We start from the raw sequence: 23,400 nt of genomic DNA, 5'->3' as shown, positions 1-23,400 counted from the left end.
CTAACCTCCTCACCGGACCTGGACCCTGGTCCTTTCCTGACCATCCGGGCTCATGACATGTGTCGAGCACGCCAGGCAGGGATCGAAGGAATGGATGGTTCTCAGGATTTCAAGAGGCTGGGCGGGGTCGGACATCGGCATATCCATCAGCGACGCCTCGAAGGCGCCGATGTTGCCGGCCGGATCGCGTGGACTGCCGTTCCACGTCGTGGGCACGACGCACTGATAATTGTCAATCCTGCCGTCTTTGATCTTGATCCAGTGCGCGAGCGCACCGCGTGGCGCCTCCGTGAAGCCGACGCCCTTGACCTCCTTGGGCCAGGTTTCCGGCTTCCACTTGTCGACATGGGCCGTGGAGGAATCGCCGGCCTTGAGGTTGGCGATCAGCTTGTTCTGGAAATAACGCATCTGGTGGCCGGCCCAGCTCGATTCGAGCGCGCGGGCGGCAGTGCGGCCGAGGGTCGAGAAAAGCGCCGATATTGGCAGGTCGAGATCCTTGAGCACCTTGTCGACCGGCTCCTTGAACTCGGCCTTATTCTGGGCGTAGCCAACGACCCAGCGTGCCAGCGGCCCGACCTCCATTGCGTGGCCGCGCCAGCGTGGCGCCTTGATCCAGGAATATTTCGCGCCCTCGTCGAGCTGCTCGATCCTGGTCTTGGTGCCCTTGGCATTGGGCCCGAGCTCGTAATGCGGCTCGGTGACGCCGTCCCAGGGATGCAGGCCTTTGGTCTCGTCGGGATATTTGTACCAGGAGTGTGTCACGAATTCCTGGATCTGCTCGGGATCGGCATGGTCAATCGGATGCACTTCCGCAAGATTGCCTTTGATGATCGCGCCCCGCGGCAGCTTTAGGTTCGCATCCGAATAGTCGTTGGCGTGCTCCGGCACGTCGCCATAGGCGAGCATATTCTTGCCGGCGAGACCGCCGCCATAGAGCCAGCCCTTATAGAAGGAGCCGATGGCCATGATGTCGGGAAGGTAGACTTTGTCGTTGAACTCGATCAGCTGGTCGATGATCGACGTGACCATGTTCAGCCGTTCCATGTTGATAGCGCCGACGCCACCGGTGCCGTCGATATTGATCGGACAGGGCACGCCGCCGACCAGCCAGTTGGGATGCGGGTTCTTCCCACCGAAGATCGAGTGGATCTTGACGATCTCCTTCTGGAAATCGAGCGCCTCCAGATAGTGCGTCAACGCCATCAGGTTTGCCTCGGGCGGCAGCTTGTAGGAAGCGTTGCCCCAATAGCCGTTCCTGAACGGACCGGGCTGGCCCGATTGGACGAATTTCTTGAGCCGCGTCTGGACGTCCTTGAAATAGCCGGGCGAGGAGAGCGGCCAGTCGGATACCGACTGTGCGAGCGCCGAGGTCGCCTTGGGATCGGCCGAAAGCGACGAGACCACGTCCACCCAGTCGAGGGCGTGCAGGTGATAGAAGTGGACCACATGGTCATGCACCTGCAACGCCAGCTGCATGAGGTTGCGGATGGAATTGGCGTTCTCGGGAATGGTGATTTCGAGCGCGTTTTCCACCGCTCGCACCGATGTCAAGGCGTGCGTCCCCGTGCAGACGCCACAAATGCGCTCGGTGAAGGCCCAGGCGTCGCGCGGATCGCGGTTCTTGAGGATCACCTCGATGCCGCGCCACATCGTGCCGGTCGACACGGCATTGCGGATGATATTGTTCTCATCGAGATTGACCTCGAGGCGCATATGGCCCTCGATGCGGGTGACCGGATCGACGACGATTCGCTTCCCGGAATTGTCCAGCGTGAAGCCGTTCGCAGTATCGATCGTCATGGTGGTATTTCCTGCCCTGAGCATTATGCATCGGCTTTTTCGCGCTTCGTGGTTACGCGCTTGATGGCTGTCACCGCCGCATGTGCGGCGATCGCGCCACCCACAATGCCCGCCGCGGTCAAGCCGATCTTGTCGGCATCGGCCTCGATACCGAACTGGTGAAGGTTGGTCAGCCGGTCATAGAAGCTACCCTGATCCCAGAAGCCTTCCTCGGAGCAGCCGATGCAGCCATGCCCCGACTGGATCGGGAATGAGACGCCCTCGTTCCAACGCACTGTGGAACAAGCGTTGTAGGTCGTCGGCCCCTTGCAGCCCGTCTTGTAGAGGCAGTACCCCTTGCGCGCGCCCTCGTCGTCCCACTCCTCCACGAACTGGCCGGCGTCGAAATGCGGGCGCCGATAACATTTGTCGTGGATGCGCTGCGAGTAGAACATCTTCGGCCGCCCCTGACGGTCGAGCTCGGGCAACTTGTCGAAAGTGGTGATGAAGGTGATGACGCCGGTCATCACCTCGGCGATCGGAGGACAGCCGGGTACCTTGATGACCGGCTTGTCGTGGATCACCTTGTCAATCGGCGTTGCCTGCGTGGGGTTCGGGTTAGCCGCCTGTACGCAGCCCCAGGCGGCACAGGCTCCCCAAGCGATGACCGCCATCGCATCCTCTGCCATCCACCTCAGCTTCTCGACGAAAGGCCGTCCACCGTCGATGCAGAACATGCCGTCCTCGTTGAGCGGAGGATTGCCCTCGACGGCCAGGATGTACTTGCCCTTATATTTCGCCTTGGTTTCCTCGAGAATGGCTTCGGCCTGATGACCGGCAGCGGCCATGATCATTTCATCGTAATCAAGCGAGATCATCGACAGCACGACATCTTTTACCAAGGGATGCGCCGAACGGATGAAGCTCTCCGAACAGCAGGTGCATTCGAGCCCGTGCATCCAAATGACGGGCACGCGTTCCTTGGTCTCGAGCGCCTCGGCCATGGCGGTCGCCGCACCCGAACCGAAGCCAAGGCTTGCGGCCGTCAGGCTGCAGAACTTGGTGAAGCTGCGCCGGGTAATCCCCTGGCGGCGAATGACATCATAGAAGGTTTCAGCAGTTGCCATCGTGCTCCTCCAGCAATCCCGTCCTCGACGACGTCCGGATTGGCAACCGGCTTTGTCACAGGGAGATTAGGCAAGAAGCGGACCAGTTCGAGTTCCCCGACCACATTGTCGCTAGCGCATTGTCGAGAGGAGAAGCGAAGCGGATTGGCGTGGCAACGATTTTGATCGCCGTCATCTAAGGATATGCGAGATGTCAGATGGTGCGCATTGAGTGTTCGCCATCAACCGGGCTCATCTTCGGCACTTCAAGCGTGTATCCGGGCGAAGCGGACATCACCTTGTCCCACTCTTCCGGGCAACTGTCGCCTACGTTTGCATATTGTCGAACGGGTATCGTCGCCAGGGCATGCAGGTGAAAGCGATTGCCCACAATTTGTCGTGTTTTGTCCAATCCGTGACATAAGGTTGCTTGGCAGCTCCTATTCAGTCGCGGCTAATAAATTCGCATAATCTGATTTTCTGAAAAAACAAGGGAATCGGTATGAGTTTTGAATCTCCTTGTTGAATGCGGCGGGCACTGCCGACTGGCATTCAGATGGCGGAAAACCGTGATGGCTGACGGCGAAAAAAGCGTATCGGGCGCGATCGCATTCGATCCAAAGGAAGAGGCCCCATGGCATCTGGACATCGTCCCGCCGACGTTCTCCATGCAAAGCATTATGATGCCCGCCTGCCTTGGTACACGATCTATCCAACTGTACCGGAGTTTTCCCCTGCGGTCGGCGCCAAGGATTGCGTGGAATGGTTGAAGGGCTTGCCAACTGACGAGGCTGTTTCCCTCTATCTCCACATTCCATTCTGTCGATCGATATGCTTGTATTGCGGCTTTCCTACCAGGATCACTCGTCGGGATGCGTCGATCGTCGAGTACCTTGCGGTGCTACGCGAGGAAATCCGTTTGGTCGCGGAGCAAGCGCCGCAGGCGCTGCCCGTGAGCGACGTGCATTTCGGTGGCGGGACGCCGACCATCATGCCGCCAGCTGAGTTCCTCGCCCTGATGCAACTTCTGCGCCGCCACTTCGTCTTTAAGAAAGCGGCCACCGTCGCTGTCGAGATCGACCCTCGCACGTTCACGCCGGAAATGGCAGAAGCCTTTGAAGTAGCCGAGGTAAACCGCGCGAGCCTCGGCGTGCAGAGCTTCGATCTCACTGTCCAAAAGGCGATCAATCGAGTCCAGAGCGAGGCGCAAGTGACGGCTGCCGTCGAGAACCTGCGCCGGCATAAAGTAAGCCGCATCAATTTTGACCTCATGTACGGTCTCCCGCATCAAACGGTGCAGTCCTGCGTCCAGAGCGCAACGACGGCGATCGCGATGCGCCCCGACCGGTTTGCGGTGTTCGGTTACGCGCACGTTCCTTCCTATAGAAAGAATCAGCGTCTCATCGATGAGACGGCACTACCGGACGCGGCTGCCCGCGCGGAACAGGCAGCGGCCGTGGCCGACACGCTGGTTGCCGCGGGGTATCGCCAGATCGGGCTCGACCATTTCGCGTTGCCGGATGACGAGCTCGCGCTGGCGCAGAGAGCCGGACGCCTGCGGCGCAATTCCCTGGGTTACTCGGCCGACACCTGCCCAACCCTGATCGGCTTCGGCGCGTCGGCGATTGGCCGTCTCGGCAAAGGGTATGTCCAGAACGAAGTCGCACAGAGTTCGTATAGCCGACACATCGCAGCTGGCCACCTGGCGACATCGCGTGGCTACCGTCTCACCGTCGAAGATCGCGTGCGAGCTGAAATCATAGAGCGGCTGATGTGCAATTTAGAGGCGGACGTGCCCGCAATCTGCGCTGCTCACGGATTTGATCCGATCCCCCTTCTGGATCGAGCTGAGCGCCTGACTCCCTTGGCCGAGGACGGGATCGTGGATATTGACAATGGTTTCGTACGCGTGCGGCAGGAGCATGGTTTTGTGCTTAGATCTGTCGCTGCCGCATTTGACGCTTATCTCGACCGCTCCCCCTACTAGCGCGTAGTGGCGCATCTGCGACTGCGATGCGCAACGGAATCATGCCCTGCCCAAACACACAACTCAAAAAGCAACTCGCTGTAGATGGCTCCGCGAGATTGTTGAGCGGCCGTGGTCGGGGAGTGTGCGCGCTACAGTTTGACCAGCCGGGAGAAGGTCGGCCGCTGCCGAGACGGGCGGGCTTTCCCAGTGGTCTTTTATCCTTTCCTATCCTCGAGGGGCGGTCCGACGATCATCACGGCGGGGTCGGCGGACAGAAGCCGTTTTGCGGCCGACCGGACGTCCTCCACGGTCACGGCCTGAATCAGCTGTTTCCGCCGCTCGATATAGTCGATGCCGAGATCTTCCATTTGGATTTTTACCAGAGTGTCGGCGATCGCGCTGGATGAGTTGAGATTGTCGATCGCGTAACCGCCGATGACCTTTTTCTTCGCCGCGTCGAGTTCGTCCTCGCTGACGCCCTTCTCCGCGATCCGCCGCACCTCGGCACGAATGAGGGAGAGTGTCTCTGCGGCTCGATCGGGGCGGGCCCCCGTGGCGATAACGAGCGCCGAGGCATGGTCGTTGTTCACGAGGGCAGATCCGATGTGGTAAGCGAGTCCTCGCTTCTCGCGCACCTCGTTCCAGAGCCTGGACGTGAACGCTCCCCCGCCGAGGATGTGGTTCATCAGATGGGCTGCGAAGAACTGTGGGTCTTTGTCGCTAATCCCCGGATAAGCCAGGCGCAGACCAGTCTGCGGTAAGTCATACGGGATGCGAATTTCCTGCGCCAGCCTAGGGGCGGTTTCCGCAACCGGCATTATGGATGGTTCGGCAGGCAACCCGCCGAATATCCGATTCAGATCGTGCTTGAGTGCACCGGCGTCAATCGCTCCCGTCACGGCGATGGCAAGGTTGCCCCGCGCGAAAAGCCGCTTATGAAGCGCCTTCAGATCGGAGGTCGTGGCAGTGGCAAGGGTTTGCTCGGTGCCTTCGTCCCGTCGGGAGTACGGATGATCGCCATAGAGCGCCTTCCTCCATGCGACCTGTGCGGCCGTGTTCGGGTCCTTGGCTTCCGCGATGATGCCCGAGACGATCTGGGCGCGGATACGATCCATTGGCGCTTGGTCAAAACGCGGCTGCTCGACGGCCAGCCGGAGAAGATCGAACGCATCATCCTTCTGATCGGCGAGCACGCGCATGAAGCCGTAGACCGCATCGCGCCCGGCCCCGAACCGCATCTCGGCGCCAGCATCGTCGAGCCGCTCCTGGAAGGCTTCGCTGTCAAGGTCGCCGGCCCCCTCGTCGAACAACGCGGTCATGAGGTTGGCAAGGCCTTCTTTACCGGAAGGATCCTGCGTGCTCCCGCCCCGGAACGCGAACCGAACGGTGACGATCGGCACCGAATAATCTTCCACCAGCCAGGCCTTGATCCCGCCCGATGTCTCGACTTCCTGAATGGCCATGGCCGCCCGGCCGGGTACCGCGGCAAGACCCAACAATGCGAGCACGGCCACGAGTGGCCTGGCGGCCCCGAACGACAGTCGGTTGAACATTGTCATCGGCTTTTGTCTCCTGAGGTCGCGGTTTCCCGCGGCAGCAGATATCCCGCCACCGATCGGTCCGGATTAAGGTATTTCCTGGCAACCGCCTGCACTTCGGTCGCCGTTACCGTGCAGACCTTCAACGGCCATACCTGTACGTCGTACACGGTACTTCCAGTCGCAAGCGCTTCCCCGTAGATGTTGGCCATTCCCCTCTGGCTGTCACGTGCGAAGATCATCGAGCGCACCAAGCGGTTCTTGGCCTTCGCCAGTTCAACGTCGGTGACACCGGCCTCGATGATTTTCCGGACTTCAGCGTCGAGCGCGTCTTCCACCGCCTTGATGGTCGCATCCCCCCGCGGCGAGCCATAGATCGTGAAGCTCGAAGGATCGAGCGATCTTCCCTGGAAATAGGCGCCGCCCGAGGAGGCTATCCCCTGCTTCACCACCAATTCCTGATAGATCCGGCTGCGCGTTCCTCCGCCGAGAATTTCCGACAGAAGATCGAGGGCTTCCGCTTCACCCGGCTCGGTTGTTCGGTAGGAAGGCGCCACCCACGACTTTCGGAAGCTCGGCACGGTCACGCGTGGGTCGGTAAGCACGACCGTTCGTTTGGTGTTCTGCTCCGGCTCCTGCGGCCTCACCCGCTCAGGCAGGTCTTGGCCGCGCGGTACCGCGCCGTAGGTCTTGTTCGCCAGCCACCACACCGTCCCCGTGTCCACGTCCCCTGCCACGACCAGTATGGCGTTGTTCGGGACATAGTAGCGATCGTAGAATGCAACGGCGTCCCCCCGACTGAGCTGTTCCATCTCGTGCATCCAGCCGATGACCGGGACGCGGTAAGGATGGTTCTGATAGAGGGTCGCCCGCATCTCCTCCTCGAGAAGCTCCTCCGGATTGTCCTCGACGCGCGAGCGCCGCTCCTGGAGAATGACGTCGCGCTCCGGCACGATCACCGCGTCTTTGAGTACGAGATGGCGCATGCGGTCAGCTTCGAATTCCATCATCGTCTCGAGCGCCTCGGGGGTGACCGTCTGATAGAATGCGGTATAGTCGGACGACGTGAAGGCGTTCTCCTCCCCCCCGATCTCTGCGATCCTTGCGTCAAACTCGCCGGCCGGGTGCTTCTTCGTGCCCTTGAACATGAGATGCTCCAGGAAATGAGCGATGCCGGATTTGCCGCTTGGTTCATCGGCGTTGCCGGCCTTGTACCAGACCATCTGTGTGACAGTCGGCGCCCGGTGATCGGGTATCACGACCACCTCCATGCCGTTGCTCAGCACGAAATTTCCGATCTCGGATTCGCCTCGCGGGGCCTCTGCGGCCGCCGCTTCCCAAGTCATAAACGCTTGCAGCGCAAGCATGGTCAGGGCAAATGCACGGAAACACGGATGTATTACGGCACGCGTCATCTGCCTCCCTCCGAGACAAGATCGTCGGCCTGGCAGCTGCTGCGACTCATTTTATCAGGCACCGCAGCCAGGTGGGCATGATCGAAGGCCGGCAGGTTCGCGCCGGTGGCAGCATCGACAAGCATGAACTGGTGCTCGCCGATGGATGGTCCGGCGGTAGACAAAGGCTTCGGCCCGTTCAACCAGAAAGGCGGTGCTGGGATATTGTCGGTAAGCAGACCATAGTGATCGCTGCGCCCGCGCGAGGACAACCGCAGCAGAAGCGCCCGTGCAGCGTGGGCTCGACTATTGCTTGGCGCGCACGGCCTCTTCCGGCTCCTGCATCTGGAGCGTCCAGTGGTGGGGTCGCCGGACGAAGGCACCGTCCGAAAGGCTGGTGGTAACATGTCGACATCTCCGCGCGTTTATCTTTCCGTGACGCATCTGCAGATGCCGGGAAGCAATAGGCGTGCCGAAGAAAAAAAGCTGCTATCCAGCGTGATCAGCCGAACCAGCGATGTCGCTGTTCTAACATCGTCGTAGATCGGACAAACAATTTCGACATATATTTGACGGGTTGCAGGCTGGGTCGCCGGAGGATCGACGACCGGTCCACGTGCTCTTCGGGGTCCCTTTCCATACCTTGCCGTGTGATGAATGTTCTGGCGGCCGCCTTGGTCCTGCCGGAAAAGCCGCAGCGGCACTGTCGGTCGCGCCAGCGAACCTGTGGGCAACTCCACGGCCTCGGATGGCTCCATCCAGCGGAAAAGCAGATTGCTGATGACTCCAAGCCGGCCATCTCCGCAACCAGAATTGTTGCGAAGTTGCGCTTCTTCGACAATCGCGATCTGTATTCACCGACGGACGTCGTCGACCGGGCTTCGGGTCACTCTGTCCCGACGTTACGCCACGACAGTGGATATCGATCAGGCCTATCCGGCCATCGCAGCGCTCCGTTCGCAAACGGGTGAAAGCGCCGGAAAATCTGAGCGCAGTATCGACTCAAGCTAGACATCCGGTCTGCAAAAGTGGAGCCGGCGGGCAGAGATCAAGTAGTGGTTCCTCGGCGCTATCGGCCCATCGTCTCAGAGGGAACAATAGCAGATCACAGCAATCAGACGCTCCCTTTTTTCGAAAATCCATTCGACCGCTATCGCACATCCGCATCGGGAGAGAAGCAACGAAATGTACATTTGGCGAAAATGCTATCCGGGTTTCGAAATAAACTGCCCCTGGTGCGTTTGTATTAATAGCAACACTTGATTTTTGCCAGTACAGCTTTGACCGACGCCACATGCCCCGCAGGAAATTCATGTCCGGTCTGGTTCCTTCTCCTCTCGTCCTGCCTTCCAACCCGGTCCTGCTCGGCGGCGAGAACCGCTCCGGCACCACTCTGCTGAGTGTAGTGCTCGACTCGCACCCCGGTCTGGTCGTCGGTCCGGAGATCGATTTCACCGATCCCGTCAACCTCGGTCCGCACATCCTCGCGGTGTGCGACATGATCGACCGCCGTGACCCACGGCTCGCCGGTGCCACGAAGGACACTGTTGACCCTGAGTGGTTCGACGGCGCTCACTTTGTTGTGCAGTGCGAGCGTTTCGGTCTCGACCGTGACGATGTACGGAAACTGGTGACCGGCCTGATGGCGGAGCGCGGTACCGATCTGTCCGCTCTCGACGACCGTTGCCGGCTCATCGACTCCATCGGCGAATTCCGACGCGAACAGACGGGAGCCAGACGATGGGGTCTGAAGCTTCAGCGGAGGATCCAGGACGTCGGCACCTACGCCGCGGTCTGGCCACAAGCTCATTTCATCCACATCATCCGCGACGGCCGCGATCTGGCCGCCTCTCACCTCAAGACCGTCCCCGACTGGGGCTACAGGACTGTCGCGGAAGCCGCCAACGGCTGGCTGGAGATCGTCACCCGGCCCCGCCAGGCTTCTCCTGACGGCCGCTATCTGGAAGTGCGGTATGAGGATCTGGTCACCCGCCCCCGCGAAACGGTGGAGCGGATGCTGGAGCACCTCGGTTTGCCATGGGACGAGGCGGTCCTGCACCACGCGGAGCACGAGCACGCGCTGTTCGACAAACCCTGGGGCCACCCCGCAGCGGAAGCTGCGGGTAAACCACTGTACATCGGCCGTAGGGGACGGTACCTGCAGGACCTCACGCCCGCGGAAATCGAGAAGTTCGAGCGGATCGCCGGGAAGGAACTGGCGCGCCTGGGCTACGACCTGTCGATGCCGGGTCCCGGGAGCGCGGGGTGACGCACAAGGCACAACAAGCGCCTCGACGCCGGCTGCCGCGCAACTTCTCCGTTCTTGTCGCGGGCCAGGCTGTCTCCCTCGTCGGATCCCAGGTGATTTTCGTCGGCCTCGCTGACTGCAACCGAACTACTCGACCCAGGCCCGCTCGAGACTGTGAACTGCGCCGCCTGCAGAGGAGCCCATACCCTGCCGCTGGGTCTGCTTGCCGGGACCACGTCGCCACCGGCAAGCTCATTTATTTGCTGCAGCGCCTGCTCCGCTGTCTTCCTGCTGTATGTGATCGAGGGCTGAGTCTGACCGCCGCTGCGACGCGAATAGTCACGGGCAGCGCTGTGGTGGGATGTGTCGTCGGCGCGTTGCTCGCCCGTCCTGCGCGCGGGCCTTGGGCCTGTCCTGTCCGCACCACCTTTCCGTTCCTCGCAGATAGGCGCCTCATATCATGAAGCTCACTGACATATCATCCCTCAGTCTGTCTCCGGGCCGTCTCACCGTCTGGCGGGCTTGCGCCCCGCGCATGTCCGAGGCCATTTGGGCAGCCGATCTGCGGCGGGCGTCGCACGTCCAGGAAGCACACATCGCAAATGCACTCGAGGCGGCCGGTGAGGCCTCCCTGCCGCCGTCCTGGCTGGGCACCGTCTTCGATCTGCCCGCCGAACTCGATGCGGACGCCTTTGCTGCGGCTCTGTGCGACTGGACAGACCGCCATGAAGCCCTGCGCAGCGACCTCAGTCTCCCCCCTCGCTCCACACCAGGCGGTCGCCTCCACCGCAGGACGCTACCGCCCCGAGCCGTGAGTATCCACCGCAGTGCGGCGGCGGACTTCACCGACGGCCGTCGACTAGCGCGGTACCTGGAGGACCTCTTCGACGCCGAAGTCGGGCCACTCGGCTGGCCCGCATATATCTGTGCCACCATCAGCCGCCCGAAAGCCACAACCGTCTGTCTCGCCGCCGATCACATCCTGATGGACGGTTACTCCATTTGCACAACGGCGTATGAGATCCACACTCTGTACGACGCAGCACTCGCCGCCCGCGACGGCAAGACCGTCCCACCTGCCCTTCCCCCCGCGGCCAGCTATCTCGATTTCGCGGAGGCCGAACGAACCGAGGCGGACATGCTCACCGCCGACGACGAATCCATCGCCCGCTGGCGGCACTTTCTCGCCGAAGCGGGTGGCTGCCTACCGGAGTTTCCGGTACCGGTCAGCGACGTGAGCGGCAGCTCCGCCGCCCAGCCAAGCGGATACATTGAGCTTCTCGACGCAACCGCCGCGCACGCCTTCGACACCGTCTGCCGTAAGGCCGGGGGAGACACGTTCTCCGGTCTGCTCGCCTGCCTTGCCAAGGCAGGCCACGAAATCAGCGGCTCGGGCGAATTTCGTACCATGGTCCCCTTTCATACCCGGACAACCCCCTTCCGGTCTTCCATTGGCTGGTACGTGGGTATGGGCCCGGTTGCCTTTCCGCTCGCCGCAACCGACTCCTTTTCTAAGGCGGTGAACCGGGCGGCCTCCAACCTGGACTGGTCAAGGAACCTGGCCAGGATACCTATTCCCCGAGTGGCGGATCTCCTTGGCCAGCCGCTCCGCGACCCCTTCATGGTCTCGTACATGGACCTTCGCCGCACCCCCGGCGCCCGCGACTGGAACACTTGGCAAGTTCTCACCCTTCGTAGCCGAAGCACCGATCCGGACGAGGTATGCCTCTGGATCGTGCGGACCTTCGGCGGCCTCGCCGCTAATTACCGCCACCCTGCCTCCGGCCCGGCAGGCATCGCGGTCCCCGACTATATGGCCCGTACAAAGCACATCGTGGCCTCCGTCGCGAGCACCGCCTGCTGGCCCGGCACTCCACATCGGACAGGAGACCATCGCCAGTGACGGACATCAGACATATTGCAGCTGCCGCCTGTGATTACACAAACTTCGACGCGGTTATCGTTGGCTCCGGGCCATCTGGATCGATCGTCGCGCGAACACTTGCCGAGAAAGGCCGCCGCGTGGCCGTCCTGGAATATGGTGGCCTGGTTTCTCCTGGCGCCATGCATGAGCCTCATCAAGCGGCATACAGCAAGGCACTCACATCGAATGGACCCGCTGACGGTAACCCGTGGACAGCGTGTTGCGTCGGCGGCGGAATGCAATTTTACAATGCAATAACATTCAGATACCGCCAATCAGATCTATCGGCTTCTCAATATCTTGGGACCGACATGGAGGTTGATTGGCCCATTAACCTTCGGGATCTCGAACCCTGCTATTCGCAGATCGAGCATCTCCTGGAGATTGGTGGCACGAACGGGCATTCATCATACCCAGCCAGCCCCCGTGGAGTGATGTTATCCGAAGCGATGCAGGAACTCGGCATGGGGCCAAAGAATATCCTGCTGGCAATCCGGGCGCCAGGCAATCCCGGGGGATGCGTCAAGTGTTCAGCTTGCGATGAACTGGTATGCCCTACGGATGCGAGAGCATCAGTGCTTGCAAGAAACATCCTGGATGACTCCGGCCTGCCAGGAACGATCTCGGTTTTCTATGGTTGCTTTGTCAACCGGGTTGAGATCCGCAGCAACGGCCGGGCTGAAGCTCTGGAGTGCTATGTGCCGCTCTCATCGGAACTGATCCGGATCCCGGTTGAAAGGGTCGTGGTCTGCGCAAACGCGATACAGTCAGCGGCATTGATGCTTCGGTCGAAGAGTGGGCATGCACCGCAGGGAATAGGAAACGAATCTGACCTTGTTGGGCGGGGCCTCTCCTTCAAGATCAGCGGCTACTCCGTCGGCCACGTGGATCCCGCTGATTGCGGTTCCGATGCATTGGCTTCGCACTGGGGGCCGCATGCGACCGTTTATACGGACGAGTTCTACGAACATAATGACGTACCATGCAGATTTGGCGGCCTCATTTATGAAGCGAATTTCCACTCGCCGAGCAAGAACGTCGGCCGCGTACGCCTGCACTATATAGCCGGGGACGAGCCATGGTCGCACAATCGCATAGTGCTTGACGACGCCGCTGACCGGGAGGGCATTCCCTACATCCGTTTCGAATACCGGAACTCGGAAAATGACCGTGAGCGAATAGGCTTTCTCGCCGACCGCGCGGATGAAATTCTGCGCCACCTGGGCGCATACCGCATTGAGCGAGAGCCTTCTTCCCACGCAAAAGGCAGTTCCCACCTGCACGGCACAATGCGCGCCGGATGTGATCCCAGGAGCTCCGTCGTAGATAGCTGCGGCAGGGTCCATGGGTTCACCAACATCCATGTCATGGATGGCTCCGTTATGAATTTCGCGGGCAACAGCAATCCGACACACACAATCATGGCCAACGCGAGGAGAATGGCCCTGTCACTCGAGTAAGGGGTAATTTAGATGCTCAATCCTGGAGCTATCGGACATTTGGCTGAGTGGGAGCGTGAAACCCCGTCATCCATCATATTCCGCTCCGCAAATGGCGCAATGGCGGAGGATATCCACGGCAAGATCTATCTGGATATGACGTCCTGCAGCGGGGCTTCGCCCTTGGGCAGTGATAACACAGTATTCAAGACCAGGCTTGCCCATGCGATGGAGCAAGAAAGTGACGTTCTGCCATCGCCGGTGAGCGCGCAACGCCAGATACTTGCCGGGAAAATGTCTAAGATGTTCCCAGACACTCCCAGAGTGTTCTTTTTGAGGACCGGATCTTGTGCAACGGAAGCGGCCGTTCGGATCGCCCGGCACCGAACTGGCCGGCCGGTCATCCTGACGGCCGGCTTCCACGGATGGCACGACATCTTTCAACAGCGTCCCTGGTCGGACAATCCGCCGGCCAAGGATCAACACATCCAGGATTTTCAATACGATCTCAGTATTCTGGAACAGCAGCTGGGCGGGAACGAAGGGAAAGTCGCAGGTATTTTCTTCACGCCTGAGCCCTCGGTCTTTCCTCCGGAATTGCTCCGAGAAATCTCCAGCATGGCAAGACTGCATGGAGTCCTGCTGATTGTTGATGAGGTCCTATGCGGACTTCGTTACGCCAAGGGTGGCTACTGTCGAAAACACGATGTGAAACCTGACGTTATCACATTGGCCAAGGGGATCGCACAAGGCGTCGGCCTTTCCGCGGTCGCCGGCACCGCCGATGCCATGACCGGAGCCGACAGGGCCTATCTCGGCAATACGTATCTGCGCGAGAACCGGGCGTTTGTGGCGGGCAACCTGACACAGGAAATCTTTGAGGAAGCAGAAATTATGGCTCGCCTCGCCGAGAGGGGCTCAGCGCTCAAGAGGCAGTTCCAATCCTCCTTCGAGCGCAGCCAGATACCTGCGCGCGTTGCCGGAAGGGATACCATGTTCGATATCCTTCTGCCCTCGCAAAAGCACGGAAGAGCCTTCGTTCAGAGGTGTCTGCAACACGGTATCTACACCGGCTACCCAGGGACATACATGAGCAATGCGTCCATGGATGGCGCGTTTTTCAGTGCTTTGCAGGCGGCACTGGAGCGAGCACTCGCAGACTATCGCAAGGACGTGGACATGACTGCTCAGGTCACCGACGCATCCATGGTCGAATACTGCGCAGAGGCGTTCCACGCCACGGAGAACGCATGTCTTTCCAACAAGCATTATTGGAGCTGATCCACGGAGCCAAAACCGTGAAAGAGCAAACGAACACTACAACAGTCCATTCGCACAATGGTACGAATCCTCTGGAACGGGTCATGATCGAAATTCAGCTTGAAGATTATGATCACGTAGCCTTCGATCTGGACGGAACCCTTGTGGATTCGCAGGCTGTAGTCGAAAGCGCACTCCGTCGATGGGCGCTGGAGGAACGGATTTGTCCGGATTACGCAATGCGGATGTCGGCCGGTCGCCGGGATGTCGAGCTGGTGGAGGCGATTGCGCCCGGCCTCTCGCCGAAACGCGAAGCAGCTCGCATTGCGGTCTATGAGATCCAAGCGATGAGGCTGTTGCAACCGATCCAGGGGGCTGCAGAGTTCTATAGCTCGATCCCCGTCGAAGGGAGATCCATCGTCACCTCTTCGACAAGGGTATCGGCCCTTGCCCGCCTCGAGGCGGCTGGAATCGCCCGCCCGAGGATCATGATTGCAGCTGAGGACGTCCGTCAGGGAAAGCCGCATCCGCAACCCTATCAAACGCTATTGCGAATGCTGCACATCCCCCCCGAAAGATGCTTGGTGTTTGAAGACACCCGAACCGGGATTGAATCGGCAACCGCTGCAGGCTGCGACTGCGTGGGTGTCGGCCCCAGTGCCAGTGGTCACACGGACACCAAGGGCTGGATCGAGAATTTTCGCGCGGTCCTTTCCAACCGCCCGAGCTGAACCTGCTTCCCAGACGACAAGGAGGGCAACGATTTGAAAGTAACAACGAAACAGTGCACACCGCTATTTGATGAGGTGCTGGTAGAAGGCTCGGTCCTCGAGCATTACACTGCGGAGCGGGAGGACTATGGGGAACTTCTCGATGAACTATTTCGTTCGTCCAACGCGACTCGTGACAAGATTGGCGCCCGTTGTATCTGGCATATAAATTCCACCGCGTTCGGCGGTGGGGTGGCCGAAATGCTTCCCCACCACATATGCCTCCTTCGGGAACTTGGCTTTGATGTGCGCTGGCTCATCTTCAAGCCGGAGGACGAGCAGTTTTTTCAGTTCACCAAAGCGCTTCACAATTCTCTTCACGACGCCATCGCAGTAGGGGTGAATGAGCTGCTGCCGCATTATCTCGAGGCATCGCGGCAAGGCGCCGCGGAGCTGGAAAGAATGATCGGACTTGATGACTTCCTGGTTATTCATGATCCGCAGCCACTTTGTGCAGCGGCTCAGTTCCTGGATTCTCACCCGCACCCGGCTATCTGGCGATGCCACATCGGCTATCCCAGGAGCACTCCGACAGTCGACAAAATCTGGGGGCTCCTGAAGGCATACCTCCGTCCCTTCCAGCGCATTGTCCTGAGCGACGAGGCATATGCCTTTGATGCCGGTCACCCCATCGACGTCATCCAGCCATCTATCAGCCCGTTCTCGAGCAAGAACCGCAACTATGAAGGGCCACCGGGCCAGGCGCTGGAGAATTCGGTTTCGTTCAACCGTCATGACGAGCCCGACCGATCCCTTCAGGACATTCTCGGCTCGCGGTATTTCCTGCATGTTTCCAGGTGGGATGGGCTGAAGGGCATTGACCGGATCATCGCTGCTTTCGAGCGCTTTGTGGGAACGGCCTCCGACGAAGCTTCCGATACATGTCTGGTGATTGCGGGACCCGATCCTTCAGATGTTGCTGACGATCCTGAAGGACGCGCGTATTTCGAGAAATGCGCAGTACTATGCTCTCAATTACCCAAGGATGTGCGCCAACGCGTATATCTGGCCTGTATCTCGATGAAGGACAGCGACGCAAATGCCGAAATTGTCGGTCGGCTGCAGCAGAACGCCCATGGAGTATTTCAGCTCTCTCGCGAAGAGGGCTTCGGCCTGACAGTAACTGAGGCTCTACTCCGTGGCAAACCCGTCATAGTGTCGTCCGCCTTTGGTCTGAAAAGGCAGGTCGCAAATGGGCTGAATGGAGTTGTCCTCGACGAGCCGGACATCGAAGTCAAAGCTGCAGAAATGATGCATCGCCTTATTGCCGATTACAGTCATTTCGAGGAGATGGCGAGAACGGCGCGCGAAAGCTGCCTGCGCTCCAGTACGCAAATTTCGCAGATTCCAAAGTGGTATGACTCGATTCGGTCGGCTCTATCCAGCTTTGACCGGGCTCAAGTCCGGGAACCGTTCAAACCAAACGTCAGCTGAGCCAGGCGGCGGGCGGAGGTGAAGATCCGCTGCTCGTCGAGGGCTCAGCACACTTCAGACAGTGGCACAGCGTACCGGCGACGAGAAACTGCTGGTCATCGGCGCGCAAAGCTACAGGGCGAAGCGGAGGCGGTATGTCCTGGGCCCATCAGGAACAGCTTAGACCTCTTTGCACCGGATGGGACGCGGCAACAACTCCTGAATACAGTGGCGCGGCCATCCGCGATGGTTCGTCGGAAGGGACGCAAACCCAATAAAAATAGAATTATGACGTCGGACGCTGGCCGAACACGGCCTCTTGATCCGCGTGAACGCAAAAAAGCACTTCAGGATTGGGGAATCGACAATGCCAGAAAACGGCCCTCCGCAGTTTTCATTTCGTGGTTCGTCCTTCGACGGCATGATTGAAGCTCTCGGTGGGGCTTTCGGTACATTTAGTGCCGAGCCAATCGGGAAAATTGGCGACTTTCGTTGGGGAATCAATCTTGATGCGTGCGACAATGCAGTTTTGCTCAGTGGTTATCACCAGAACGAATTCCAATTCAGCATCGCGCCGACCTCCGAAACAGCAGAGTATTTGTCGATTGTCATTCCTCGAAGTGGCGGCATGGGGGTGAGATATGGGGGCCGCACGGCCGAGGCCGGAAGGGGGAAGCTGCTGCTCTATAATAATTTTGAACCAGACGGAGTAATTATGCATGGTCAATCAAATATAATAGACGAGTTGTTGGTGGATTGGTCCGTTATCCTGCAAGCTGTCGGCCAAACATTTGAGGTGCCGCTCAACGACTCTCTGGATCTATTGCCGGAGTTGGAGCTGGCCACACCAACTGGCCAGATGATCGGCAATCTGGCATCAACAATGATGAACGGCCTGCGGGACAACGGCGCGCTGCTGCGCTCTCCAATAGCAATGACACATCTAACGCAGGCGCTGGCCGATCTGGTGGTGCGCCAAATTCCCCATAGGTTATCGCATTTGCTCGACAAAAAGCCTTGTTCGATCGCCCCTCGGCATGTCCGTCGCGCGATCGAATACATGCAGGCCAATATCAATCAGCCGATCACGATGCCGATGGTGGCAGAAGCGGCTGGTGTGACCAGTCGAGCACTACAACTCGGCTTCCGCGCCTTCAGGGAAACAACACCTGCTGCTTATCTGATGATACTTCGTTTGCGGGCGGCGCGGCAGGACCTGCTCGATCCCGCCAATAATCAAGCTGTGAGGGAAATTTGCCTGAAATGGGGTTTCTTTCATTTTGGAAGGTTCTCAGCATCGTACAAAGCAACCTACGGGGAAAAGCCATCTGACACCAGGAAGCGCGTGGACCGATCGGCATTTTCGGTGTTCCAAAGACGATAGAGCAGTTGAATATTCGGTATGCTCGCGCCACCCGAAATACAACCCTTGGAAAGTTCGTAAATTTGCGTGACTGCGATATTAGCAGCGGCGCCTGTCGAAGACTCGATCGGATCCCTATCCAGGTTCTCTCATCCTGTTCGCCGATCCTGACCGCACGCGAATCGCAAATAGCGATGTCTCCGATGGCGGTGAGAGCCGTCAGACATATGCCTCGATCAACCCGCGCACGGTGGTGGCGAGATCGCGCCTTATGGCCTGCATGAAAGAGTGGCTCGAGCACCGCAGACCACGGAGGGAGTACATCTCGCCATTCTATCCATCGCATCGATGGCTTCCATCCAAACAATCGATTGTGATTATGCTGTGGCGTGTTGCATGGAGATGGACGTGATCCGAAGGCGGAGCAACCTGCATGGCAGGGGCGGTCAACGGGCACTAGGATGCACTCTCTTGATTACGCCACCGAAGAGACGGCAATGGTGAACACAGGTCAGGCCCGGTTAAAACTTCGCTTCGGTGGCTCGACGCCGCCCTCGACCGGGCGAGGCACGTACCCGAGACTCTCCCGGCCAGGTTCCAGTGGCACAACGCCGCCGATGATTGTTTGTCCAATCTGCCCGACGCTCTCTCGGTCGGGCTGCGGACGCTCAACGTCCGATCCAACAGGCTGCCCGGCCTGCCCGGGACCCTGCAGCGCTCTTAATGCCTGTTTGTCGTTTGGCCGGCTCCTCGTGAACACGGCGACATCGGACATGGCATCAAGGTCACGTCTCATTCGACCGCGATCAAGCGAAAGAACAACTCCATGGCGCTGGCGCGGATGGGCAATGTGCTGCCGCGACCTACGAGGTTTATAGTTGAGAAAGCCGTTTATTTCACTCGCCATCGTCCTCGTCTGCACAGCACTACTCCCCTTCGGAAGTCCCATGGCGGATCAGCCGGCAGCACCTGCCCTTACGGTATCACTGATCACGCCGGCACGACGGGACTGGGCGGAAACGGTTCCTGCAAGCGGATGGCTCAAACCCTGGCAGGAGGCGGTCATCGCCTCCGAGACGAGCGGCCTTCGCGTAACCGACGTTCTGGTCGATGTCGGGTCGGTCGTGACCAAAGGGCAGACGCTGATCCGGCTTTCCCAGGAGAGCGTGTTGGCGGACCTTCGAAAGCAAGCCGCGGCCGTCGAGACTGCCAAGGCAAATTTAGCAAAGGCCAAGGCGAACGCGGACCGAGCCCGGCAGCTTCGCCCCTCGGGAGCAATTTCAGACGAGAAGATCGCCGAGCGGTTAACGGACGAGCAGATGGCTAAAGCAAGCCTCGAATCCCAAAAGGCCGCGCTCGACAACCAGAAGATCAAGCTCGCTCAGACGACTGTCACTGCCGTCGACGACGGGCTGATAACGTCACGCACGGCCGATCTGGGCGCAGTCGTTTCCACCGGCACCGAGCTGTTCCGCCTGGTCCGTCAGCAGCGCGTAGAGTGGCAGGCTGAAATTTCGGCGCGCTATCTCTCCCGCATTTCGGAGGGACTGAGCGTCGAGGTCAACGGCCCGGATGAGCGCCCCATCCAGGGCAAGGTTAGGCTTGTAGGCCCGTCGGTCAACACCGAGACCGGCCGCGCGATCGTCTATGTCACGCTTCCCACCGACGTACATCCGCGTGTCGGTCTTTATGTCACCGGCAGCATCGAAATAAAGACGACATCGGCCCTCGCTGTTCCGGAGACGGCGATAGTGTTCCGCGACGGGATAAGCTACGTCTTTACGGTCGGCGACGACAGACGGGTCCGACGAGTCCGAGCCGAGACGGGCCGCCGCAAGAACGGCGAAGTCGAGATTGTCTCCGGCATAGATCCGTCATCGAGGGTCGTGGCATCGGGCGGAGCGTTTCTGTCGGACAACAACCTCGTGAATATCGCCGAGTAGGGTTGATGAATTTCTCCGCTTGGTCGATTCTCAATCCCATACCGGCGATACTGCTCTTCGCAATGCTCACCATCGGTGGGCTTTTGGCCTTCGAGCGGTTGCCGGTCCAATACTTCCCCGACATGGACCTTCCGAGGATCAGCATTACCGCGACACTCGAGGGCACGGCGCCGACGCAGCTCGAGACTGAGGTGGCCCGCGTTATCGAGGACCGACTGGCGTCGCTGAGCAATCTCGACCACATCGCAACGACGATCGCCGATGGCACGGTATCGATCGACGTCACTTTCGAGCTGGAAAGGAACAGCGACGAGGTTTTGAATGAAGTCCGCAATGCCGTTGACAATGTAAAACCAGATCTGCCGGCGCAGATGCAGACGCCGCGCGTTACCAAAATCTCCATGCAGAGCGCCGCGCTGGTCACCTACGCGGTCCGTTCGTCCAGTCTTAACGAAACTGAGCTTTCGTGGTTTGTCGACAACGATATGACGAAGGCACTTCTGTCGGTACCGGGCGTGGGACAGGTGAGCCGGTTCGGCGGTATTGACCGCGAGGTTCATGTCGACCTCGATCCGGGGACAATGGCCTCCCTCGGGGTCACGGCAGCCGCTGTTTCAGAACAGTTGAAATCGGTCCAGGCAGATACGTCGGGTGGAATTGGCGAAATTGGCGGCACACGCCAGACGTTGCGGACGCTCGGTGCCGTTGCATCCGTCGAAGACCTCAAGGGATTGCAAATTCCGCTAGCCAACGGCCAACAGGTCCGTCTAGACGATGTCGCATCCGTCAATGACAGCTTCGCGGACCGATCCTCGCTGGCCTATCTCGACGGACAGCCCGTGATCGCTGTCGCGGTCAAGCGCTCAAACGGCTTCTCGGACACAGGCGTTGCCGCCGACGTCGCGAAGGCGATGCAGCAGTTCGCCGCCGAACATCCCGGCGTGCAGATCGATGAAATCTACAGCAGAGACGTAGCGATCCTCGAGAGCTATCAGGGTTCGATGCACATGTTGTTTGAGGGGGGGATCCTGGCCGTTGTGGTCGTCTGGTTCTTCCTACGGGACTGGCGCGCGACGCTCGTGTCGGCCGTCGCACTGCCATTGTCCGTCATACCAACCTTCCTCGCCATGTACTTCGCCGACTTCAGCCTCAATATCATAACTCTGCTTGCACTGTCGCTGGTGGTCGGCATTCTTGTAGACGATGCCATTGTCGAAATCGAGAACATCGCTCGCCATCTCCAGATGGGCAAACGGCCGATCGATGCCGCCCTCGACGCGGCCAATGAGATCTGGTTGGCAGTTATTGCGACTACGCTCGCGCTCGTCGCGGTCTTTCTGCCGACGGCATTCATGGGTGGCATACCAGGGCTGCTCTTCCGCCAGTTCGGCATCACCGCCGCAGTCGCCGTACTCGCCTCTCTCGTCGTTGCGCGCCTGCTGACACCCATGATGGCTGCCTATTTCATGAAGCCGCATTCCACCGAGGTAAAGGATGGCCGAATCATGGGCGCCTACATGGCGGTTGTGAAGGCGTCGTTGTACCACAGGAACAAGACGTTTTTCGTGACCGCGATCTTTGTCGCGCTCTCGCTTTCCACCATCCCCTTCCTGAAATCGGGCTTTCTGCCTGCTGCCGACGATGCGCGGACCCAGGTGAGGCTGGTCCAGCAGCCCGGCGCGAGCATCGACCAAATGGACAGGACGACCAAGAAGGCGGCAGACATCGTGAGCAAGCTTCGCGATGTGACACATGTCTTCTCTTCCATCGGCTCGGCATCGTCGGCTGATAGCCCCGGAGCCAGTATCGAGACGGCTACGCTTGACGTCATGCTGACGCCGCTGAACGAGCGCGACCGTAGGCAGTCAGAGATCGAAAACGATATCCGTTCGGCCCTCTCCGTGCTCCCCGGAGTGCGGGTTGCGGTCGGTAGTGGCGGCAACGGTACGCACCTCGTCCTCAGCCTTGCCAGCGATGACTCCGATGTTCTTGACCAGGCGAGCGAAGCGCTTGAGGAGCAGCTCCGCACCCTGCAAGGTATTGGAGCGGTGACTTCGACCGCCTCGAGGCAGGCGCCCGAGGTTCAGATCACGCCGGACCTTTCACGCGCAGCCGCACTGGGGGTAACCTCAAGCGCCATCGCAGAAGCGGTGCGCGTTGCCACACATGGCGACTACACTTCGGCCCTGCCAAAGCTCGATCTGTCTCAGCGGCAAATCCCCATCGTCGTCCGCTTCACGCCCGAGGCGCGCACAAATCTCGACGACATCCGGAACATACGGGTGGCAGGAGCCCATGGCGGCGTCGATCTCGGATCAATCGCCGACATCCGTATCGGCGGAAGTCCCTCCGAGATCAACCGCATCGATCGAATGCGCAATACCACTCTTTCCGTCGAGCTCAACGGCCGCATTCTTGGCGACGTTTATCGCGAGGCAAAGGCGCTGCCAGCTCTTGAGCACCTGCCGGCGGGCGTCACGCTCGTGAAGCAAGGCGAACTTCAGCGCAGCTCGGAACTGTTCCAAAGCTTCGCTTTTGCCATGGCAATCGGTGTACTCTGCATATATGCCGTGCTCGTACTGCTATTTCACGATTTCCTGCAACCGTTCACTATCCTGATGGCCTTGCCCCTATCGCTCGGAGGGGCGCTGCTGCCGCTGGTGGCGACCGGAACCAGCTTCTCGGCGCCAGTCGTCATCGGTCTGCTGATGCTCATGGGCGTCGTGACGAAGAACTCGATTCTCCTCGTCGAATACGCGATCGTGTCGCGCCGCCAGGGAATGGGGCGGTTCGATGCTCTCGTGGATGCCTGCCACAAGCGCGGGCGTCCCATTGTCATGACGACCATCGCCATGGCGTCAGGCATGCTTCCGGTTGCTCTCAGCCTGACGGGAGGCGATTCAAGTTTCCGGCAGCCAATGGCCATTGTGGTGATCGGCGGTGTAATAACGTCGACGCTCCTCAGCCTTATCGTTATCCCCATCATCTTCACGTACGTCGATGACCTCCTTCAGGCACTGAAACGGATCGCACGCCCGACCGGGCTATGCAACGAAGCAGATGGGCAGGAAATGAATGCGTTCAATAATTGCGAGCCGATCGCCTTCAAACGTAGCCCTGCGACTCGAGGCTCTGGCCAGAAATGACTAAAACTCATCGGCCACTACCTGCCAAGTTGATAAAACGCAATCTGGCAGAGGCGTGCGGCGCGCGTTTGATCCACTCCATCCTTAGAAACGAACCAACTTTGCAAT

The 23,400-nt window shown here is 59.6% G+C and carries 14 protein-coding genes; 10 read left to right on the top strand and 4 right to left on the bottom strand.

Annotation, left to right across the window (positions count from 1 at the left end; genetic code table 11):
• Positions 1-9: 9 nt before the first annotated feature.
• Positions 10-1,800 carry a nickel-dependent hydrogenase large subunit gene (locus tag RHIBR816_RS0129850; RefSeq protein WP_018240255.1) on the bottom strand — a complete coding sequence of 597 codons (1,791 nt, stop codon included), beginning with the start codon at positions 1,798-1,800 and terminating at the stop codon, positions 10-12.
• A gap of 23 nt (positions 1,801-1,823) precedes the next feature.
• Positions 1,824-2,906, bottom strand: coding sequence for a hydrogenase small subunit (locus RHIBR816_RS0129845; RefSeq protein ID WP_018240254.1), 1,083 nt, complete (start codon positions 2,904-2,906; stop codon positions 1,824-1,826).
• Positions 2,907-3,519: 613 nt separating this feature from the next.
• Between RHIBR816_RS0129845 and hemN the strand changes: the two genes are divergently transcribed.
• On the top strand, positions 3,520-4,872 hold the full coding sequence (hemN, locus tag RHIBR816_RS0129840) for an oxygen-independent coproporphyrinogen III oxidase (RefSeq protein ID WP_018240253.1): 1,353 nt from the start codon (positions 3,520-3,522) through the stop codon (positions 4,870-4,872).
• Between the two features lie 197 nt (positions 4,873-5,069).
• On the opposite strand, the gene RHIBR816_RS0129835 is transcribed toward hemN, so the two are convergent.
• Both RHIBR816_RS0129835 and RHIBR816_RS0129830 read right to left on the bottom strand, forming a co-directional pair.
• Positions 5,070-6,413, bottom strand: coding sequence for a pitrilysin family protein (locus tag RHIBR816_RS0129835; protein WP_018240252.1), 1,344 nt, complete (start codon positions 6,411-6,413; stop codon positions 5,070-5,072).
• Positions 6,410-7,807 carry an insulinase family protein gene (locus RHIBR816_RS0129830; protein ID WP_018240251.1) on the bottom strand — a complete coding sequence of 466 codons (1,398 nt, stop codon included), beginning with the start codon at positions 7,805-7,807 and terminating at the stop codon, positions 6,410-6,412. The genes RHIBR816_RS0129835 and RHIBR816_RS0129830 overlap by 4 nt, the downstream gene beginning before the upstream one ends.
• Positions 7,808-9,098: 1,291 nt before the next feature.
• Here RHIBR816_RS0129830 and RHIBR816_RS0129820 point away from each other — a divergent pair.
• The 9 genes from RHIBR816_RS0129820 (at position 9,099) to RHIBR816_RS0129775 (ending at position 23,292) form a co-directional block, all read left to right on the top strand.
• Positions 9,099-10,055, top strand: coding sequence for a sulfotransferase (locus RHIBR816_RS0129820; protein ID WP_018240249.1), 957 nt, complete (start codon positions 9,099-9,101; stop codon positions 10,053-10,055).
• 514 nt (positions 10,056-10,569) lie between these two features.
• Positions 10,570-11,937, top strand: a complete 1,368-nt coding sequence (locus tag RHIBR816_RS0129815) for a condensation domain-containing protein (RefSeq protein WP_018240248.1) — start codon at positions 10,570-10,572, stop codon at positions 11,935-11,937.
• Positions 11,934-13,418, top strand: coding sequence for a GMC oxidoreductase (locus tag RHIBR816_RS0129810; protein WP_026187590.1), 1,485 nt, complete (start codon positions 11,934-11,936; stop codon positions 13,416-13,418). Before RHIBR816_RS0129815 ends, RHIBR816_RS0129810 begins: the two co-directional genes overlap by 4 nt.
• Positions 13,419-13,430: 12 nt before the next feature.
• A complete protein-coding gene (locus RHIBR816_RS0129805) occupies positions 13,431-14,678 on the top strand; it encodes an aminotransferase class III-fold pyridoxal phosphate-dependent enzyme (protein WP_018240246.1) in 1,248 nt (415 codons plus the stop codon).
• Positions 14,648-15,388 carry an HAD-IA family hydrolase gene (locus tag RHIBR816_RS0129800; protein WP_245262766.1) on the top strand — a complete coding sequence of 247 codons (741 nt, stop codon included), beginning with the start codon at positions 14,648-14,650 and terminating at the stop codon, positions 15,386-15,388. Before RHIBR816_RS0129805 ends, RHIBR816_RS0129800 begins: the two co-directional genes overlap by 31 nt.
• 33 nt (positions 15,389-15,421) lie before the next feature.
• Positions 15,422-16,861: a glycosyltransferase gene (locus RHIBR816_RS0129795; RefSeq protein ID WP_026187589.1), complete on the top strand. Its 1,440-nt coding sequence runs from the start codon at positions 15,422-15,424 to the stop codon at positions 16,859-16,861.
• A 346-nt stretch (positions 16,862-17,207) separates the two neighbouring features.
• On the top strand, positions 17,208-18,224 hold the full coding sequence (locus RHIBR816_RS0129790) for an AraC family transcriptional regulator (RefSeq protein ID WP_018240243.1): 1,017 nt from the start codon (positions 17,208-17,210) through the stop codon (positions 18,222-18,224).
• Positions 18,225-19,081: 857 nt separating this feature from the next.
• Positions 19,082-20,146 carry an efflux RND transporter periplasmic adaptor subunit gene (locus RHIBR816_RS0129780; protein ID WP_026187588.1) on the top strand — a complete coding sequence of 355 codons (1,065 nt, stop codon included), beginning with the start codon at positions 19,082-19,084 and terminating at the stop codon, positions 20,144-20,146.
• Positions 20,147-20,151: 5 nt separating this feature from the next.
• Positions 20,152-23,292, top strand: coding sequence for an efflux RND transporter permease subunit (locus RHIBR816_RS0129775; RefSeq protein ID WP_018240239.1), 3,141 nt, complete (start codon positions 20,152-20,154; stop codon positions 23,290-23,292).
• Positions 23,293-23,400: the final 108 nt, after the last annotated feature.

It is taken from the genome of Ensifer sp. BR816, assembly GCF_000378985.1.
In the GTDB taxonomy this organism is placed as follows: Bacteria; Pseudomonadota; Alphaproteobacteria; order Rhizobiales; family Rhizobiaceae; genus Sinorhizobium.
The sequence above is the reverse complement of the archived record's forward strand: the minus strand, read 5'-3'. Positions and strand labels throughout refer to the sequence as shown.

Bases quoted from the DNA above. Each gene is read 5' to 3' on its own strand.
- RHIBR816_RS0129850 (WP_018240255.1), bottom strand. From the start codon at position 1,800: ATGACGATCGATACTGCGAACGGCTTCACGCTGGACAATTCCGGGAAG.
- RHIBR816_RS0129845 (WP_018240254.1), bottom strand. From the start codon at position 2,906: ATGGCAACTGCTGAAACCTTCTATGATGTCATTCGCCGCCAGGGGATT.
- hemN (WP_018240253.1), top strand. From the start codon at position 3,520: ATGGCATCTGGACATCGTCCCGCCGACGTTCTCCATGCAAAGCATTAT.
- RHIBR816_RS0129835 (WP_018240252.1), bottom strand. From the start codon at position 6,413: ATGACAATGTTCAACCGACTGTCGTTCGGGGCCGCCAGGCCACTCGTG.
- RHIBR816_RS0129830 (WP_018240251.1), bottom strand. From the start codon at position 7,807: ATGACGCGTGCCGTAATACATCCGTGTTTCCGTGCATTTGCCCTGACC.
- RHIBR816_RS0129820 (WP_018240249.1), top strand. From the start codon at position 9,099: ATGTCCGGTCTGGTTCCTTCTCCTCTCGTCCTGCCTTCCAACCCGGTC.
- RHIBR816_RS0129815 (WP_018240248.1), top strand. From the start codon at position 10,570: ATGTCCGAGGCCATTTGGGCAGCCGATCTGCGGCGGGCGTCGCACGTC.
- RHIBR816_RS0129805 (WP_018240246.1), top strand. From the start codon at position 13,431: ATGCTCAATCCTGGAGCTATCGGACATTTGGCTGAGTGGGAGCGTGAA.
- RHIBR816_RS0129800 (WP_245262766.1), top strand. From the start codon at position 14,648: ATGTCTTTCCAACAAGCATTATTGGAGCTGATCCACGGAGCCAAAACC.
- RHIBR816_RS0129790 (WP_018240243.1), top strand. From the start codon at position 17,208: ATGCCAGAAAACGGCCCTCCGCAGTTTTCATTTCGTGGTTCGTCCTTC.
- RHIBR816_RS0129775 (WP_018240239.1), top strand. From the start codon at position 20,152: ATGAATTTCTCCGCTTGGTCGATTCTCAATCCCATACCGGCGATACTG.